This window comes from Streptomyces sp. NPDC086519 (genome assembly GCF_040686075.1).
Taxonomy (GTDB): domain Bacteria; phylum Actinomycetota; class Actinomycetes; order Streptomycetales; family Streptomycetaceae; genus Streptomyces; species Streptomyces shenzhenensis.
Window position 1 is genome coordinate 1 of sequence record NZ_JBFBJL010000026.1, and the last position, 15,520, is coordinate 15,520.

Sequence of the window (15,520 nt, forward strand, 5' to 3'; positions counted from 1 at the left end):
AAGCACCTGCGCGGCACGCGGCACGCGGCACGCGGCACCGGCCCGGCTCCGTGGCCCTTGCGGCCGGCCCGATGTGTTCCGGCGAGCTGTCGGTGCCCGGTGACGGCATCGGGCAGGAAGTCGTGGCCGAAGGCCTCAAGGTCCTCTCCGCCGTCCTCCCGGAGGACGTGAAGCTGGAGACCAAGGAGTACGACTTCGGTGCCAGGCGTTACCACGCCACCGGTGAGACCCTCACCGACGCCGACCTCGACGCGCTGAAGCAGCACGACGCCATCCTGCTGGGCGCCATCGGCGACCCGGGCGTCCCGTCCGGCGTCCTGGAGCGCGGCTTCCTGCTGAAGCTCCGCTTCGCCTTCGACCACCACGTCAACCTGCGCCCGTCGAAGCTGCTTCCGGGTGTCGCCACCCCGCTGGCCGGCGAGCCGCAGATCGACTTCGTCGTGGTCCGCGAGGGCACCGAGGGCCCGTACACCGGCAACGGCGGCACCATCCGCAAGGGCACCGAGCACGAGGTCGCCACCGAGGTCTCCGTCAACACGGCCTTCGGTGTCGAGCGGGTCGTCCGGGACGCCTTCGCCCGCGCCCAGGCCCGCCCGCGCAAGAAGCTCACGCTGGTCCACAAGAACAACGTGCTGACCTTCGCCGGGCACCTGTGGACGAACATCTTCAACCGGGTGGCCGAGGAGTTCCCCGAGGTCACCACGGACTACATTCACGTCGACGCGGCGACGATCTACCTCGTCACCGACCCCGGCCGCTTCGACGTCATCGTCACCGACAACCTCTTCGGCGACATCATCACCGACCTCGCCGCGGCCGTCTCCGGCGGCATCGGCGTCGCGGCGAGCGGGAACATCAACCCCACCCGCGAGTTCCCCTCGATGTTCGAGCCGGTCCACGGTTCCGCGCCCGACATCGCCGGCCAGGGCAAGGCCGACCCCACCGCCACGGTCCTGTCCGTCGCCCTGCTGCTGCGCCACCTCGGCTACGACGCCGAGGCCGCCCGGATCGACGAGGCCGTCACCGCCGACCTCACCGACCGCCAGGGCAAGCCCGCCCGCTCCACCTCGGAGATCGGCGACGCGCTGGCGGTACGAGTAGCCGGCTGACCCTCAAAGCCCGAAAGGCCTGGGGGGACCCCCGGGTCTCCCGAAGGACTTCGAAGCCGCCGGGTCGCACACGCGCCCGGCGGCTTCCCCATGCCTCCCGCCGGGTGCCACCATCTACCCTGGTCCGCATTCACCCCGATTCCTTCCATCCCGGTGCCCGCGTGATAATCGAACGCGGAGCCGCGCCACGAGGGAATGCTCGGACGTCCTATGACAGGGCACTCGTCCTGCTACGGGCATCGGCCGTACGGGTGTGAGCGCGGCCCATCACTACAACTGGTGAAGGACACCTACTCATGACGACGCCCACGATCGAGCTCAAGCCGTCCGCGCACCCGCTGCCCGCCGCGGAGCGGGAGGCGATCCTGGCCAACCCCGGATTCGGCCGCCACTTCACCGACCACATGGTGACGATCAAGTGGACCGAGGGCCGCGGCTGGCACGACGGCCAGCTCGTTCCGTACGCGCCGATCCCCCTCGACCCGGCCACCAACGTCCTGCACTACGCCCAGGAGATCTTCGAGGGACTGAAGGCCTACCGCCGCCCCGACGGCTCGGTGGCCACCTTCCGCCCCGACCAGAACGCCAAGCGCTTCCAGCGTTCCGCCCGCCGCCTCGCCATGCCCGAGCTGCCGGTGGAGACCTTCATCGAGGCCTGTGACCTGCTGGTCCAGCAGGACAAGGAGTGGGTCCCGGCGCACGGCGGCGAGGAGTCCCTCTACCTGCGCCCCTTCATGATCGCCACCGAGGTCGGCCTGGGCGTCAAGCCGGCCAACGAGTACCTCTTCCTGGTCATCGCCTCCCCGGCCGGCGCGTACTTCCCCGGCGGGGTCAGGCCCGTCTCCATCTGGGCTTCCGAGGACCGCGTCCGCGCCGTTCCCGGCGGCATGGGCGACGCCAAGACCGGCGGCAACTACGCGGCCTCCCTGCTCGCCCAGGCCGAGGCCGCCGCCCAGGGCTGCGACCAGGTCTGCTACCTCGACGCGGTCGAGCACAAGTGGGTCGAGGAACTCGGCGGCATGAACCTGTACTTCGTGTACGGGAACAAGATCGTCACCCCGACCCTCACCGGCTCCATCCTCGAAGGCGTCACCCGCGACTCGCTCCTCACCGTCGCCCGGGACCTCGGCTACGAGTCCGAGGAGGCCCGGATCTCCATCGACCAGTGGCAGCGCGACTCCGAGAACGGCACCCTCACCGAGGTCTTCGCCTGCGGCACCGCGGCCGTGATCACCCCGGTCGGCACGGTCAAGCGCACCGGCGCCCAGTGGCAGCAGTCGGGCGGCGAGCTCGGCGAGGTCACCCTCAGGCTCCGTGAGGCCCTCCTCGACATCCAGCGCGGCACGGCCGAGGACAAGCACGGCTGGATGCACCAGCTCGGCTGACACCGCCGCTCACACCCGTCGGGCCGCGCCCGCCGGCCCTCACGCGTCCCCCGGTCCCCGCCTCCCAGTCGGAGCGCGGGGACCGGCCGCGCATCCGACGGATCGTCAAGAACAGGTCGCTGACGGTAGTTTGGTGCATCCGGCCGGATGGGGGTGAGGGCGTGAGCGCGCCTGGCGTGGAGCGGATCGAGATCGTGCGCGCGACCCAGGAGCATGTTCCGAGGATCCTCGAACTGGCGCAGTCCAGGAGCCTGGAGCGCGCCGATCCGGCTGCCGCGAGCCAGGAGGGGTTCTTGGTCTCGGAGTACACCGAGGAGGTGTACCGCGCGCAGGTGGTGCGCGCCGAACACTTCTATGTGGCGGTCAAAGGGGCCGACGTCCTGGCGTTTCTGCTGGCGTACAGCGACGAGCGGATCGAACAGGACGAGTGGCTGAACCACCGGATCAAGACCACCCTCGGCAGTTTCCTGGTGATCAAGCAGGTGTGCGTGGCCCGCGACGCGGCACGTCAGGGGGTCGCGTCGCTGCTGTACCACCATGTGCTGGAGCGGTGGACGTCCAGCCCGGTGATCGCGGCGGTGGTGAGCGAGCCGCCGAACCAGGCGTCGACACGGTTTCACCGAAAGCTGGGGTTCGAGGAGCTGACGCGGCTGAGGCCGCCGGACGGCCGGATGCGGGTGGTGTGGGTGTGGCGGAAGCCGCGCGAGTCGATGCTGCAGGCGCAGTACGCGATCGCCGTGGACCTGTACAAGCACGAGGACAACACCAACTGGAACAAGCTCACCAACTTCCTCTACATCACGGCCGGCCTCGCGGCCACGCTGGCGTTCGTCCTCGGCAAGGACGGGGCGAAGTCCGAAGGAGTGGCCCGGGGCATCGGGGTGATCATCACGGTGGTCGGATTCGCGTCGGCTCTGGCGTTCGCCGTCATGTTGCGCTTCGGGCGGCGGTATCTGCAGGCCCGTAAGAGCGCGGTGGTGGACCTAGAGGAGCACATGGCCTGGCACGGCGGGCAGCGGATCGTGGGACGGCAGGTGGCCGAGCCGGGGGCGGCGTGGCTGCATTCGTCTCCCACGGGGCTGGTGATGGTGTTGCTTCCGGCCTTCGTCTCGCTGTGCTGGCTGGCGATGCTGGCCGTGCTGCTCGTCACCTAGCGGCCCTGTCGTTCAGCGCGGTCCAGGACGTCCGGGCTCAGGATTTGAATGACGTTCCATGTGACTGGTCTCGCGATCGCCACGAACGGCTCCTGTCCTTGCTTCCATGTTTAGAGTGGTGTTCTAATTCGAGGAGGGAAAGAGGAAGCGAAGGAGGTGCCGGGGCGTGCGACTGACTCCCACGGAGCGTGACCGGCTGCTGCTCTTCGGGGCCGCCGAGCTGGCCCGGGCCCGGCGGGCGCGGGGCCTGAGGCTCAACGTGCCGGAGGCCACCGCGCTGATCGCGGACACCGTCTGCGAGGCGGCCCGGGACGGCAGGCGGCTCGCCGAGGCGGTCGAGGCGGCCCGCGCCGTCCTCGGCCCGGCCGACGTGCTGCCCGGCGTCGCCGACATCGTCACCGAAGTGCACGTCGAGGCCGTCTTCGACGACGGCTCACGGCTCGCGGTCGTCACCGACCCCATCGGGGGCGGGGGGCTGGGAGAGGAGGGGCCCGGTGCCCTGCTTCCGGCGCCCGGGCACGCCGATCCGGAGGCGGTCGTACTCCTGACCGTCACCAACACCGCGGCCGTCCCGGTCTCGGTCACCTCGCACTTCCACTTCTTCGAGGCCAATCCGCGCCTCGACTTCGACCGCGCCGCGGCCTACGGTCTGCGGCTCGCCGTGCCCGCCGGGTCGTCCGTGCGGTTCGGGCCGGGGGAGTCGCTGGAGGTCGGTCTCGTGCCGATCGGCGGCGGCCGGGTCGCCATCGGCTTCGCCGGGCTCGTCGACGGACCGCTGGACGCGCCCGGCGCCCGCGAGGAGGCGCTGCGCCGCGCCGCCGCCTGCGGATACCTGGGCGTACGGCAGACAGAGGAGGACGAGCGATGAGCCGTCCCGGAGGGCATCCCGCCGAGGCACGCCGCCTCACCCCGCACGAGTACGCGGCCACCCACGGCCCCCGCGCCGGCGACCGCCTCCGCCTCGGGGACTCGGGGCTGGTGATCCGTGTCGAGGACGACTCCCAGCGCCCCGGCGACGAGTTCCTGGCCGGCTTCGGCAAGACCGCCCGGGACGGACTGCACCTGAAGGCCGCCGCGGTCCGGGAGACCTGTGACGTCGTCGTCAGCAACGTCGTCGTGATCGACGCCGTGCTGGGGATCCGCAAGGTCTCCATCGGCATCCGCGAGGGGCGGATCCGTGCCATCGGGCGGGCCGGGAACCCCGACACCCTCGACGGGGTGGACGTCGTGGTCGGCACCGGCACCTCGATCGTGTCCGGCGAGGGGCTGATCGCCACCGCCGGGGCCGTCGACACGCACGTCCATCTGCTGTCGCCGCGCGTCATGGAGGCCTCGCTGGCCTCCGGCGTGACCACCGTCATCGGCCAGGAGTTCGGTCCGGTGTGGGGCGTCGGCGTCAACTCGCCCTGGGCGCTGCGGCACGCGTTCGGCGCCTTCGACGCCTGGCCGGTCAACATCGGCTTCCTGGCGCGGGGTTCGTCCTCGCACCGGGCCCCGCTGATCGAGGCCCTCGCCGAGGGGGGCGCCTCGGGCTTCAAGGTGCACGAGGACATGGGCGCCCATACACGGGCGCTGGACACGGCGTTGCGGGTCGCCGAGGAGCACGACGTCCAGGTCGCCCTGCACAGCGACGGGCTGAACGAGTGCCTGTCGGTCGAGGACACCCTGCGGGTGCTGGAGGGCCGGACCGTCCACGCCTTCCACATCGAGGGCTGCGGCGGCGGACATGTGCCCAACGTCCTGAAGATGGCCGGTGTCCCCCACGTCATCGGGTCCTCCACCAACCCCACCCTGCCCTTCGGCCGGGACGCGGTCGCCGAGCACTACGGGATGATCGTCTCCGTCCACGACCTGAAGACCGACCTGCCCGGCGACGCCGCCATGGCCCGCGACCGCATCCGCGCCGGAACCATGGGCGCCGAGGACGTGCTGCACGACCTGGGCGTGATCGGCATCACCTCGTCCGACGCGCAGGGCATGGGCCGGGCCGGGGAGACCGTCCGCCGGACCTTCGCCATGGCCGGGAAGATGAAGGCCGAACTCGGCGCCCCGGACGACGGCCACGACAACGAGCGCGTCCTGCGCTACATCGCCAAGCTGACCATCAACCCCGCCATCGCCCACGGCCTCGCCCACGAGGTCGGCTCGATCGAGGTCGGCAAGCTCGCCGACATCGTGCTGTGGGCACCGGAGTACTTCGGGGCCAAGCCGCAGCTGGTGCTGAAGGCCGGCTTCCCGGCGTTCGGCGTCACCGGTGACCCGGGCGCGGCCACCGACACCTGCGAACCCCTGGTCCTGGGACCGCAGTTCGGGGCACACGGCGCCACCCCCGCCGACATCTCCGTCGCGTTCGTGGCCCAGGCCGCCCTCGACCAGGGCCACGACACCATGCCCACCCGGCGCCGCCGGGTGGCCGTCCGCGGCACCCGCGGCATCGGCCCCGCCGACCTGCGGCTCAACTCCCGTACCGGAGCGGTCGACGTCGACGGGCGCACCGGCCTGGTCACCCTCGACGGCGAGCCGCTCCACTCCGAGCCCGCCGACTCCGTCTCTCTCAACCGCCTGTATTTCCTCTGAACGTCACAGCCTGTGAGGATCACCATGTCCGCTGCCGCCGACGGCTTCCGGATGCCCGCCGAATGGACCCCGCACGAGCGCACCTGGATGGCGTGGCCGGGCCCCAACCCCACCTTCGACGACCCCGCCGGCCTCCTCGCCGCACGCACGGCCTGGGCGTCGGTGGCCCGTACGGTCCGCCGCTTCGAACCGGTGACCGTGGTGTGCGGCCCCGGTCAGTCGGCGGACGCGCGGACGCTGCTCGGTCCGGGCGTCGACACCGTCGAGCGCGACCTGGACGACGCCTGGATGCGGGACATCGGCCCCACGTTCCTCACGAACGGCCGTGAACTGGCCGCCGTGGACTGGACGTTCAACGGCTGGGGCGCCCAGCACTGGGCCCGCTGGGAGCACGACGCGAAGATCGCCGCGTATGTGGCGGACCTGGCAGGCGCGCGCACCTACGCCTCGCGCCTGGTCAACGAGGGCGGGGCCGTCCACGTCGACGGCGAGGGGACCGTCCTGCTGACCGAGACCGTGCAGCTCGGCCCCGAGCGCAACCCGGGCTGGACGAAGGAGGAGGCCGAGGCCGAGATCCACGGGATGCTCGGCACCCGCAAGGCGATATGGCTGCCGCGCGGCCTCACCGGGGACTACCCCCCGTACGGCTTCGGCACCCTCGGGCACGTCGACATCGTCGCCGCCTTCGCCCGCCCGGGAGTCGTGGTCGCGCACTCCCAGCCCGACCCGGCACACCCCGACCACGAGGTGACCAAGGAGGTCATCGGCCTGCTGCGGTCCCAGAGCGACGCGCGCGGCCGCGCGCTGGAGGTCGTCGAGGTCCCGGCCCCGACGGTCCTGGAGGCCGACGGCCACTGGACCGACTACTCCTACATCAACCACTACCTCTGCAACGGCGGGGTGGTGCTGTGCGGCTTCGACGACCCGCGTGACGAGACCGCCGCCGGGATCTTCCGCCGCCTGTTCCCGGAGCGGACGGTGACGCTGGTGGACGCCCGTACGATCTTCTCCGGTGGTGGCGGCATCCACTGCATCACGCAGCAGCAGCCGAAGATCTAGGAGCGGACGATGGCCGGTGGGCGCAGACAGGCCCCGCCCCGCGAGGACGTGCTCGCCGCCGCCATGACGATGATCGCCGAACGGGGCCTGGAGAAGCTGACCATGGCCGCGCTCGGCCGGGAGGTCGGCATGAGCAGCGGCCATCTCCTCTACTACTTCCACTCCAAGGACGAACTGCTGCTCCAGACCCTGGAGTGGAGCGAGGACCGGCTGGGCGCCGAACGCGGCCGGCTGCTCACCCGGCGCGGCACCGCCCGCGCACGCCTCGACGCCTACGTCGACCTGTACGTGCCCGACGGCCACCGGGACCCGCACTGGACCCTCTGGCTGGAGGTCTGGAACCGCTCGCAGAACGCCGACGAGGCGGCCCGCGACCGGCAGGCCGCCATCGAGGGCGCCTGGCACCGCGATCTGGTGGCACTGGTCGCGGAGGGCGTCTCGCGCGGCGAGTTCCGGGCCGTCGACCCCGACCGGTTCGCCGCCCGCCTGCGCGCCCTGCTCGACGGCTTCTCCATCCATGTGGCGATCGGGCTGCGCGGCACGGACCGCGCACAGGTCCTCGGCCATGTGCGCGAGTTCCTGGAGGCGGACCTTCTCGCGGACGCGTGACCTTCCGGCCGGCCCGTACGCGATGAGGTTCCCCCTGCGGTCGCGGGGCCGGCTCACCGGCGTGCGGCTCGGCGCCGGCGGCCGCGCGGCCGGGTTCCTCCGGCCGGCGTCTCATGCGGCGCCTCGGCGGCGACCGCATCCTGAGACGGTGCGTGAGCCGGGGGCGGGGCTGTGCCAGACTGCCTCCGTGCTCTCGTTCGCCACGATTATTGGCAGCAGGCGCGCCGGTCCGCAGTGACCACCACGTACGACCAGGTACGGGTGGCCATCGTCGTCCTCGACCCGCGCGCAGACCTCTCGCACCCGCGAGGGGTTTTTTCGTTTTCCGGCCCACCTACAGCCGGACGGCGAGCGCGAGGGACCATGGAGGGACGGTGGAGCCGGTCATTCCGGTACGACCGAGACAAGACATCAGGAGCCTTGAGACCATGACCGAGACGGAAACCCACGAGCTGGACGACTCGTTCCACGTCTTCGACACCACGCTGCGCGACGGAGCCCAGCGCGAGGGCATCAACCTCACCGTCGCGGACAAGCTGGCCATCGCACGGCACCTGGACGACTTCGGCGTGGGCTTCATCGAGGGCGGCTGGCCGGGCGCCAACCCCAGGGACACCGAGTTCTTCGCCCGCGCCCAGCAGGAGATCGACTTCAGGCACGCCCAGCTGGTCGCCTTCGGCGCCACCCGCCGGGCGAACGCCAAGGCGGCGGAGGACCCCCAGGTCAGAGCGCTGCTGGAGTCCGGCGCGCCGGTGATCACCCTGGTGGCCAAGTCCCATGACCGGCATGTCGAGCTGGCCCTGCGCACCACCCTCGACGAGAACCTGGAGATGGTCCGCGACACGGTGTCCTTCCTGAAGGACCAGGGCCGCCGGGTCTTCGTCGACTGCGAGCACTTCTTCGACGGCTACCGCGCCAACCCCGAGTACGCGAAGGCCGTCGTCCGGGCCGCCGCCGAGGCCGGCGCCGACGTCGTCGTGCTCTGCGACACCAACGGCGGCATGCTTCCCGCCCAGGTCAACGCCGTCGTCTCCACCGTCCTCGCGGACACCGGGGCCCGGCTCGGCATCCACGCCCAGGACGACACCGGCTGCGCGGTCGCCAACACCCTGGCCGCGGTCGACGCCGGCGCCACCCACGTCCAGTGCACGGCGAACGGCTACGGCGAGCGGGTCGGCAACGCCAACCTGTTCCCGGTGGTCGCGGCCCTGGAGCTGAAGTACGGCAAGAAGGTGCTGCCGGAGGGCCGGCTCCGCGAGATGACCCGCATCTCGCACGCCATCGCCGAGGTCGTCAACCTGACGCCCTCCACGCATCAGCCGTACGTGGGAGTCTCGGCCTTCGCGCACAAGGCCGGCCTGCACGCCTCCGCGATCAAGGTCGACCCCGACCTCTACCAGCACACCGACCCGGCCCTGGTCGGCAACACCATGCGCATGCTGGTCTCCGACATGGCCGGCCGCGCCTCGGTGGAGCTCAAGGGCAAGGAACTCGGCGTCGACCTCGGCGGCGACCGTGAACTGGTCGGCCGGGTGGTGGAGCGCGTCAAGGAACGCGAGCTCCAGGGCTACACCTACGAGGCTGCCGACGCCTCCTTCGAACTCCTGCTGCGCGCCGAGGTCGAGGGCAGGCCGCGCTCGTACTTCCGTGTCGAGTCCTGGCGGGCCATCGTCGAGGACCGCCCCGACGGCACCCACGCCAACGAGGCCACGGTCAAGCTCTGGGCCAAGAGCGAGCGCATCGTCGCCACGGCCGAGGGCAACGGCCCGGTCAACGCCCTCGACCGCGCCCTGCGCGTGGCCCTCGAAAAGATCTACCCGCAGCTCGCCAAGCTGGACCTGGTCGACTACAAGGTCCGCATCCTGGAGGGCAAGCACGGCACCGAGTCCACCACCCGCGTGCTGATCTCCACCTCCGACGGCAGCGGCGAGTGGTCGACGGTCGGCGTCGCGGAGAACGTCATCGCCGCCTCCTGGCAGGCCCTGGAGGACGCGTACACCTACGGCCTGCTGCGGGCGGGCGTGGAGCCCGCCGAGTAGCCCCCGGTTCAGCAGGAGTCCTCGGCGAGCCTCTCGAACTCGCCGAGGCTCATCACCCGGCTGTCGGCCCAGACCCGGCCGGGTCTCAGGGCGGTGATCTGTTCGGTGGTGAAGTCGGCGATGCCGTTGTACGAGTCACCGGTCACGTAGTGCCCGAAGCTCAGTGTGTAGTGATGCCGGGGCAGCAGGTTCCGTGCCCCACGATGCCGTGCCTGCCACGCCCCGGGTGGCGAGAACAGCGGGAACCGGGCATCCCCGGACCGTTCGCCCTTGGCGTCCCACCCGGTGGTGACCGGCCTCTTTGCCGTGCCCTTGGCCCAGCCGTCGAGTGAGAGCCCCTGGTAGTGGTCGTCGCCGCACGGCCGGATCAGCGCGTACGGGGACCCGTCCGCCCCCGCCTGCACTCCGGCCAGCGGCAGATCGACGGCCCCGCACCCGCTCAGCAGCAACGCACCGGCGACCGTACCCAGCACGGCCGCCGCCCCCGTCGTACGTCTCACCGCGCTCCTACTGCAGTTGCCACTTCTGGTTGGCGGCACCGGTGCAGGACCAGATCTGTGCCCTGGCCCCGTTCGCCGACGAGTTGTCGGTGACGTCCAGGCACTTGTTCGCCGCCGTGTTCACGACATCACCGGTGGACGAGTTGTACGACCACTGTTGCGCACCGGTTCCGTTGCAGTCGTACAACTGCACCTTCGCCCCGTCCGCCGTCGAACCGGACGTCACGTCCAGACACTTGCCGAGCGCCTGGACGGTCCCGTCGGTTCCCACGGTCCACTGCTGGGCGGCGGAGCCGTTGCAGTCGTAGAGCTGGACGGCCGTGCCGTTCGTGCTCGAACCGCCGGCCACGTCCAGGCACTTGCTCGCGAGCCCCACGAACGCGCCGGTCCGGCCGACGCCGCCCGACTGGGTGCCGGACCAGGTGAAGGTCGCCGAGGTCTTGCCGGGGAGCGAGTAAGTGGCGTGCTGCGAGCCCCAGTTGATGGTCACCGTCTGCGCGCTGGACGAGTCGTTGTAGGCGATCAGCGCCTTCGAGCCGTCCGGGTTGCGCCAGGCCACGTTCGGCACGGCGGTGGACGCGGTGGAGGCGATCCGCTGGGCGCCGGGCCGTACGAACTTGGTCAGGTGGCCCATGTCGTAGTACTCGACGGTGTAGTCGACGGTCCCGCTCGCGCCGTCCCCGTTGTGGACGGTGATCAGACCGGTGCAGGTGCCGCAGCCGCCGTTGTGCGGGCCCATGTTCTGGTCCACGGCCAGCGACCACTTGGTCACCGACTTCGCCCAGTTGCGGGTGTAGTCGATGATGTTGGACATGTCCTCCTTCTGCTGGTTGGCGACCCAGGTGCCGCCGGAGTGCTCGGTGCCGAAGGCGTCCAGCGTGGGGTACTGGTCGTGCACGGTGGTCTGCTCGGAGACGTCACCGCCGTAGCCGTGCCAGGCGATCCCGCCGAAGTTGGGGTGGTTGCGGATCGTCGAGTCGTTGACGAGGGCGGCCGCGTAGGAGTCGTACACGTCCCAGTTCCAGTCGTGCGCGAGGACCTTGGTGGACAGGCCGGCCGACTGGAGCTGCGGCAGCAGGTCGTTCTTGAGGAAGTACTGGAGGCCGGAGGCGTTCCAGCTCATCGACGGGTAGCCGGAGCAGCAGGTGGGCTCGTTCTGCGGGGTGACGTAGGAGACGTCGACGCCCTGCGCCTGGTAGGCCTGGAGGTACTTCACGAAGTACGCGGCGTAGGCGGCGTAGTCCTCCGACTTGAGCCAGCCCCCGTTGAGCGAGCCGCTGTCCTTCATCCAGGCCGGCGCCGTCCATGGCGAGGCCATGACAGTCAGGGAGGGGTTCAGCTGGAGCGCCTGCCTGGTGAGCGGCACGACGTCCGCCAGGTCGTGCGCGATGGAGAAGCTGTTCAGGCCGGGGTCGGTCTGCCCGGCGGGTACGTCGTCGTAGGTGTACCCGTACCGCGCCAGGTCCGAGGCGCCCATCGGATTGCGCAGGAACGACAGCCCGATCCCGTTCGTGGGCGAGAACAGCTTCTGCATGGTGGCGTCCCGGGTGGCCTGGGACAGCGCCCCGCTGCTGTTCATCAGCCAGGCCGCGGTGTCCGTGAAGGACGCGCCGCCGCCGGTGAAGGTCTGGTACCGGGTGTTCTCGTCGACCGTGATGTTCGTGCCGCCGCCCCCGGTCCCGGACTGGAAGGCGAACGGCGTCTGCGCCTGCAGCCCGCGGGTGACATGGCGCCCCGCGGAGTCGTCGGTGGTGGTGAGGTAGGCGGTGACCTGCTCACCGGCCGCGTGCGCCGGCGGCACGACGGCGCTGAAGCCGGCCGCGGTGAGCAGACCGGCCAGGAGCAGCCGGAGCGTGCGGGGTGTTCTTCTCGCCGCCACGGTGTTTCCCGGTGGCATGTGGGGGGTGCTTCTCATGGACACATCGCCCTTCCTGACGGGACGTCTTGACGGGGGTGCGAGCCGTTAGTTAACTCACGACGTGATCTAAGCCATGAGTGAACTGTGAGAGCCCCGAGTGAACCAGAGAGTCGAGGGAAGGTCCATGCCAAGAGCCGCCCTGCTCGTCTCCACCGCCCTACTCGCAGCCCTGATCCCGCTGTCGGCCGCCGACGCCGCGGGCGCCGCCGACGACCCGGCCCCCACCCCCGTCGACCGCTTCGAGGGCGAGGTCCCCTTCGCCTCCCAGCCCGCCGAGGGCATCTTCACCTGGGGAAGCGACAGCGACGACCCGCCCGCGCTCCAGTTCGCCGACCGCGCCGACGCCCCCGAGGGTGCCAAGGTCCTCTCCGGGACCTACGACATCAGCGGCTACGGCGGCTTCACCCACGACTTCGCCGCCACCGAGCCCGCCCACGACTGGTCCGCCCACAAGGGCATCCGCTTCTGGTGGGACGGTCAGGACAACGGTAAGAAGATCGCCTTCGAGATCAAGGACGGCGGCGCGAACGGCGAGGCCTCGGAGCTGTGGACGACGTCGTTCACCGACGACTTCTCCGGCTGGAAGCAGGTCGAGATCCCGTTCACCGACTTCGTGTACCGGACCGACTACCAGCCCGTCGGCGGCATCGACCACGTCCTCGGCCTCACCCAGATGTGGGGCTACGCGGTCACCCTCCCCGTAGGGGTCCAGGGCCGGTTCGCCATGGACGACGTGGAGCTGTACGGCAAGGCGGACCAGGCGCTGCGGGCCTCCGTCACCACGGACGCGGCCGTCTACCCGGTCAGGGAGGGCGGTACGGCGACCGTGAAGGTCACCGTCGCCACCACCGGCTCCGCCCCGCTCGACGACCCGGTCACCGTCGCCTACGATACGACGGGCGGGACCGCCGACGCCGGCAAGGACTACGCCCCCGTCTCCGGCACCCTCACCTTCCCCGCGGGCACGGCCTCCGGGGCCACGCGGACCATCAAGGTGCCGACGCTGAGGGACCGGTCCGCCGAACCGGCCGAGACCATCCCGCTGAAGCTCACGGTCACCGGCGCCAAGGCCCCGACCGAGACCCCGCAGGTCGTCGTCGACGCCCACGGACTGCCCTATCTGGACAGCAAGTTGCCCGTGAAGAAGCGCGTCGCCGACCTCCTCTCCCGGATGTCCCTGGAGGAGAAGGCCGGCCAGATGACCCAGGCCGAACGCGGGGCCGTGGGCAGCGGCGGCGACGTCACCGCGTACGACCTCGGCTCGCTGCTCTCCGGCGGCGGTTCGACGCCCACGCCCAACACGGCCGCGGCCTGGGCGCGGATGATCGACGACTTCCAGCTCCGGGCGCAGGCCACCCGGTTCCAGATCCCGCTGATCTACGGCGCCGACGCCGTGCACGGCCACAACAACCTGGCCGGCGCCACGATCATGCCGCACAACATCGGCATCGGCGCCACCCGCGATCCCCGGCTCGCCGAGAAGACCGGCGCGGTGACCGCGTCCGAGGTCCGCGCGACCGGCGTGTCCTGGGACTTCGCACCCTGCCTCTGCGTCACCCGTGACGAACGCTGGGGCCGCTCCTACGAGTCCTTCGGCGAGGACCCGGCGCTGGTGAAGACCATGGAGACCGTCATCCAGGGCCTCCAGGGGCGCGCGGACGGACGCGACCTGAAGGACGGCGACAAGGTCCTGGCCACCGCCAAGCACTTCGTCGGCGACGGCGGCACCGCGTACGGCTCGTCCACGACCGGGACGTACACCATCGACCAGGGCGTCACCACGGTCACCCGGCAGCAGCTGGAGGCGATCCACCTGGCGCCGTACCAGACCGCGGTGGACCGGGGCATCGGCAGCGTCATGCCCTCGTACTCGTCTCTGGAGATCGTCGGGGACGGCCAGGGTCCGGTGAAGATGCACGCCCGCGCCGACATGATCACCGGGGTGCTCAAGGGCCGGATGGGCTTCCAGGGCTTCGTGATCAGCGACTGGAACGCCATCGACCAGCTGCCCGGCGACTACGCGGCGCACGTCAGCACGGCGGTGAACGCGGGCGTCGACATGATGATGGTCCCCTACGGCTACAAGGACTTCAGCTCGACTCTGATCGACGAGGTGAAGGCCGGCCGCGTCACCGAACAGCGCATCGACGACGCGGTGTCCCGCATCCTCACCCAGAAGTTCAAACTGGGCCTCTTCGAGCACCCCTACGCGGACACGTCCGGCGCCTCGAAGATCGGCTCCACCGCGCACCGGGCCGTCGCCCGGCAGGCGGCCGCCGAGTCGCAGGTGCTGCTGAAGAACTCCGGCGGCGTCCTGCCCCTGAAGAAGTCCCAGAAGGTGTACGTGGCCGGGTCCAACGCCGACGACCTCGGCAACCAGACCGGCGGCTGGACCATCACCTGGCAGGGCGCCTCCGGCACCCACACCACCGGCACCACCATCCTCCAGGGCATGAGGAACGCCGGGGGAGACGTCACCTACTCCAAGGACGCCTCGGCGCCGACGAGCGGCTACGACGTGGGAGTGGTCGTGGTCGGCGAGACCCCGTACGCCGAGGGCGTCGGAGACGTCGGCAACGGCAACGACCTGGTGCTCACCCCCGCCGACCGGGCGGCCGTGGACAAGGTGTGCGCGGCCATGAAGTGCGCGGTGCTGGTCGTCTCCGGACGGCCGCAGCTGATCGGCGACCAACTCGGCGAGATCGACGCCCTGGTGGCGTCCTGGCTGCCGGGCACGGAGGGCGACGGGGTGGCCGACGTGCTCTACGGCAGGAAGGCTTTCACCGGTCAGCTCCCGGTCACCTGGCCGAAGTCCGAGGCGCAGCTGCCGATCAACGTGGGCGACGCGTCGTACGACCCGCAGTACCCGTACGGCTGGGGGCTGACCACCCTGACCCGGGCGCCCAAGGGCGGCGAGGCCACCCTGAAGGCGCTCGGCGCGGCGGCGAGGGCGGCGGAACGGGCGGGTTCCGGCCCGGCCGGCCGGAAGGTGGTCACCGAGGCGCGGCTGGTGGTCCAGGCGAAGGCCGGACAGTCGATCACGGCGGCCGTCTCGAAGCCCTTCGCCGACGCGGACCACCTGCTGCTGACCGGCAGGTACGCGGCGGCGGTGGAGAAGCTGACGGAGGCGTACCGGGCAGCGTAGAGGGACATCCCTCTTCGGGGGGCTT

The 15,520-nt window shown here is 70.8% G+C and carries 11 protein-coding genes; 9 read left to right on the forward strand and 2 right to left on the reverse strand.

The genetic code is table 11. The features are described 5' to 3' along the window. Positions 1–71 precede the first annotated feature (71 nt). From AB0P24_RS24330 to cimA, 8 genes are all read left to right on the forward strand, one after another. Positions 72–1,109: a 3-isopropylmalate dehydrogenase gene (locus AB0P24_RS24330; protein ID WP_365797529.1), complete on the forward strand. Its 1,038-nt coding sequence runs from the start codon at positions 72–74 to the stop codon at positions 1,107–1,109. 296 nt (positions 1,110–1,405) lie between these two features. Then, complete coding sequence (locus tag AB0P24_RS24335; RefSeq protein WP_181803413.1) at positions 1,406–2,494, forward strand: branched-chain amino acid aminotransferase; 1,089 nt, start codon at positions 1,406–1,408, stop codon at positions 2,492–2,494. A 161-nt stretch (positions 2,495–2,655) separates the two neighbouring features. Beyond that, positions 2,656–3,648 (forward strand): GNAT family N-acetyltransferase, encoded by a 993-nt coding sequence (locus AB0P24_RS24340; protein WP_365797330.1) that lies wholly within the window; start codon positions 2,656–2,658, stop codon positions 3,646–3,648. A gap of 166 nt (positions 3,649–3,814) precedes the next feature. Further along, entirely contained in the window at positions 3,815–4,516 is a 702-nt protein-coding gene (gene ureA / locus AB0P24_RS24345; RefSeq protein WP_365797332.1) for an urease subunit gamma, read from the forward strand. Then, the gene (locus tag AB0P24_RS24350) at positions 4,513–6,225 is read left to right on the forward strand and encodes an urease subunit alpha (protein WP_365797334.1); all 1,713 of its coding nucleotides are present in this window, start codon (positions 4,513–4,515) and stop codon (positions 6,223–6,225) included. The genes ureA and AB0P24_RS24350 overlap by 4 nt, the downstream gene beginning before the upstream one ends. A gap of 24 nt (positions 6,226–6,249) precedes the next feature. Continuing rightward, positions 6,250–7,284, forward strand: a complete 1,035-nt coding sequence (locus tag AB0P24_RS24355; protein ID WP_365797336.1) for an agmatine deiminase family protein — start codon at positions 6,250–6,252, stop codon at positions 7,282–7,284. Positions 7,285–7,293: 9 nt separating this feature from the next. Further along, positions 7,294–7,893 (forward strand): TetR/AcrR family transcriptional regulator, encoded by a 600-nt coding sequence (locus AB0P24_RS24360; protein ID WP_365797338.1) that lies wholly within the window; start codon positions 7,294–7,296, stop codon positions 7,891–7,893. Positions 7,894–8,321: 428 nt separating this feature from the next. Beyond that, entirely contained in the window at positions 8,322–9,932 is a 1,611-nt protein-coding gene (cimA, locus tag AB0P24_RS24365) for a citramalate synthase (protein WP_365797340.1), read from the forward strand. 8 nt (positions 9,933–9,940) lie between these two features. Here the strand turns inward: cimA and AB0P24_RS24370 are convergent, their stop codons facing one another. Beyond that, entirely contained in the window at positions 9,941–10,432 is a 492-nt protein-coding gene (locus AB0P24_RS24370; protein ID WP_365797342.1) for a hypothetical protein, read from the reverse strand. 7 nt (positions 10,433–10,439) lie between these two features. Beyond that, positions 10,440–12,347: a ricin-type beta-trefoil lectin domain protein gene (locus AB0P24_RS24375; protein WP_365797344.1), complete on the reverse strand. Its 1,908-nt coding sequence runs from the start codon at positions 12,345–12,347 to the stop codon at positions 10,440–10,442. A gap of 127 nt (positions 12,348–12,474) precedes the next feature. Here AB0P24_RS24375 and AB0P24_RS24380 point away from each other — a divergent pair, with 127 nt between their 5' ends. Then, entirely contained in the window at positions 12,475–15,495 is a 3,021-nt protein-coding gene (locus tag AB0P24_RS24380) for a glycoside hydrolase family 3 N-terminal domain-containing protein (RefSeq protein ID WP_365797346.1), read from the forward strand. Positions 15,496–15,520 lie beyond the last annotated feature (25 nt).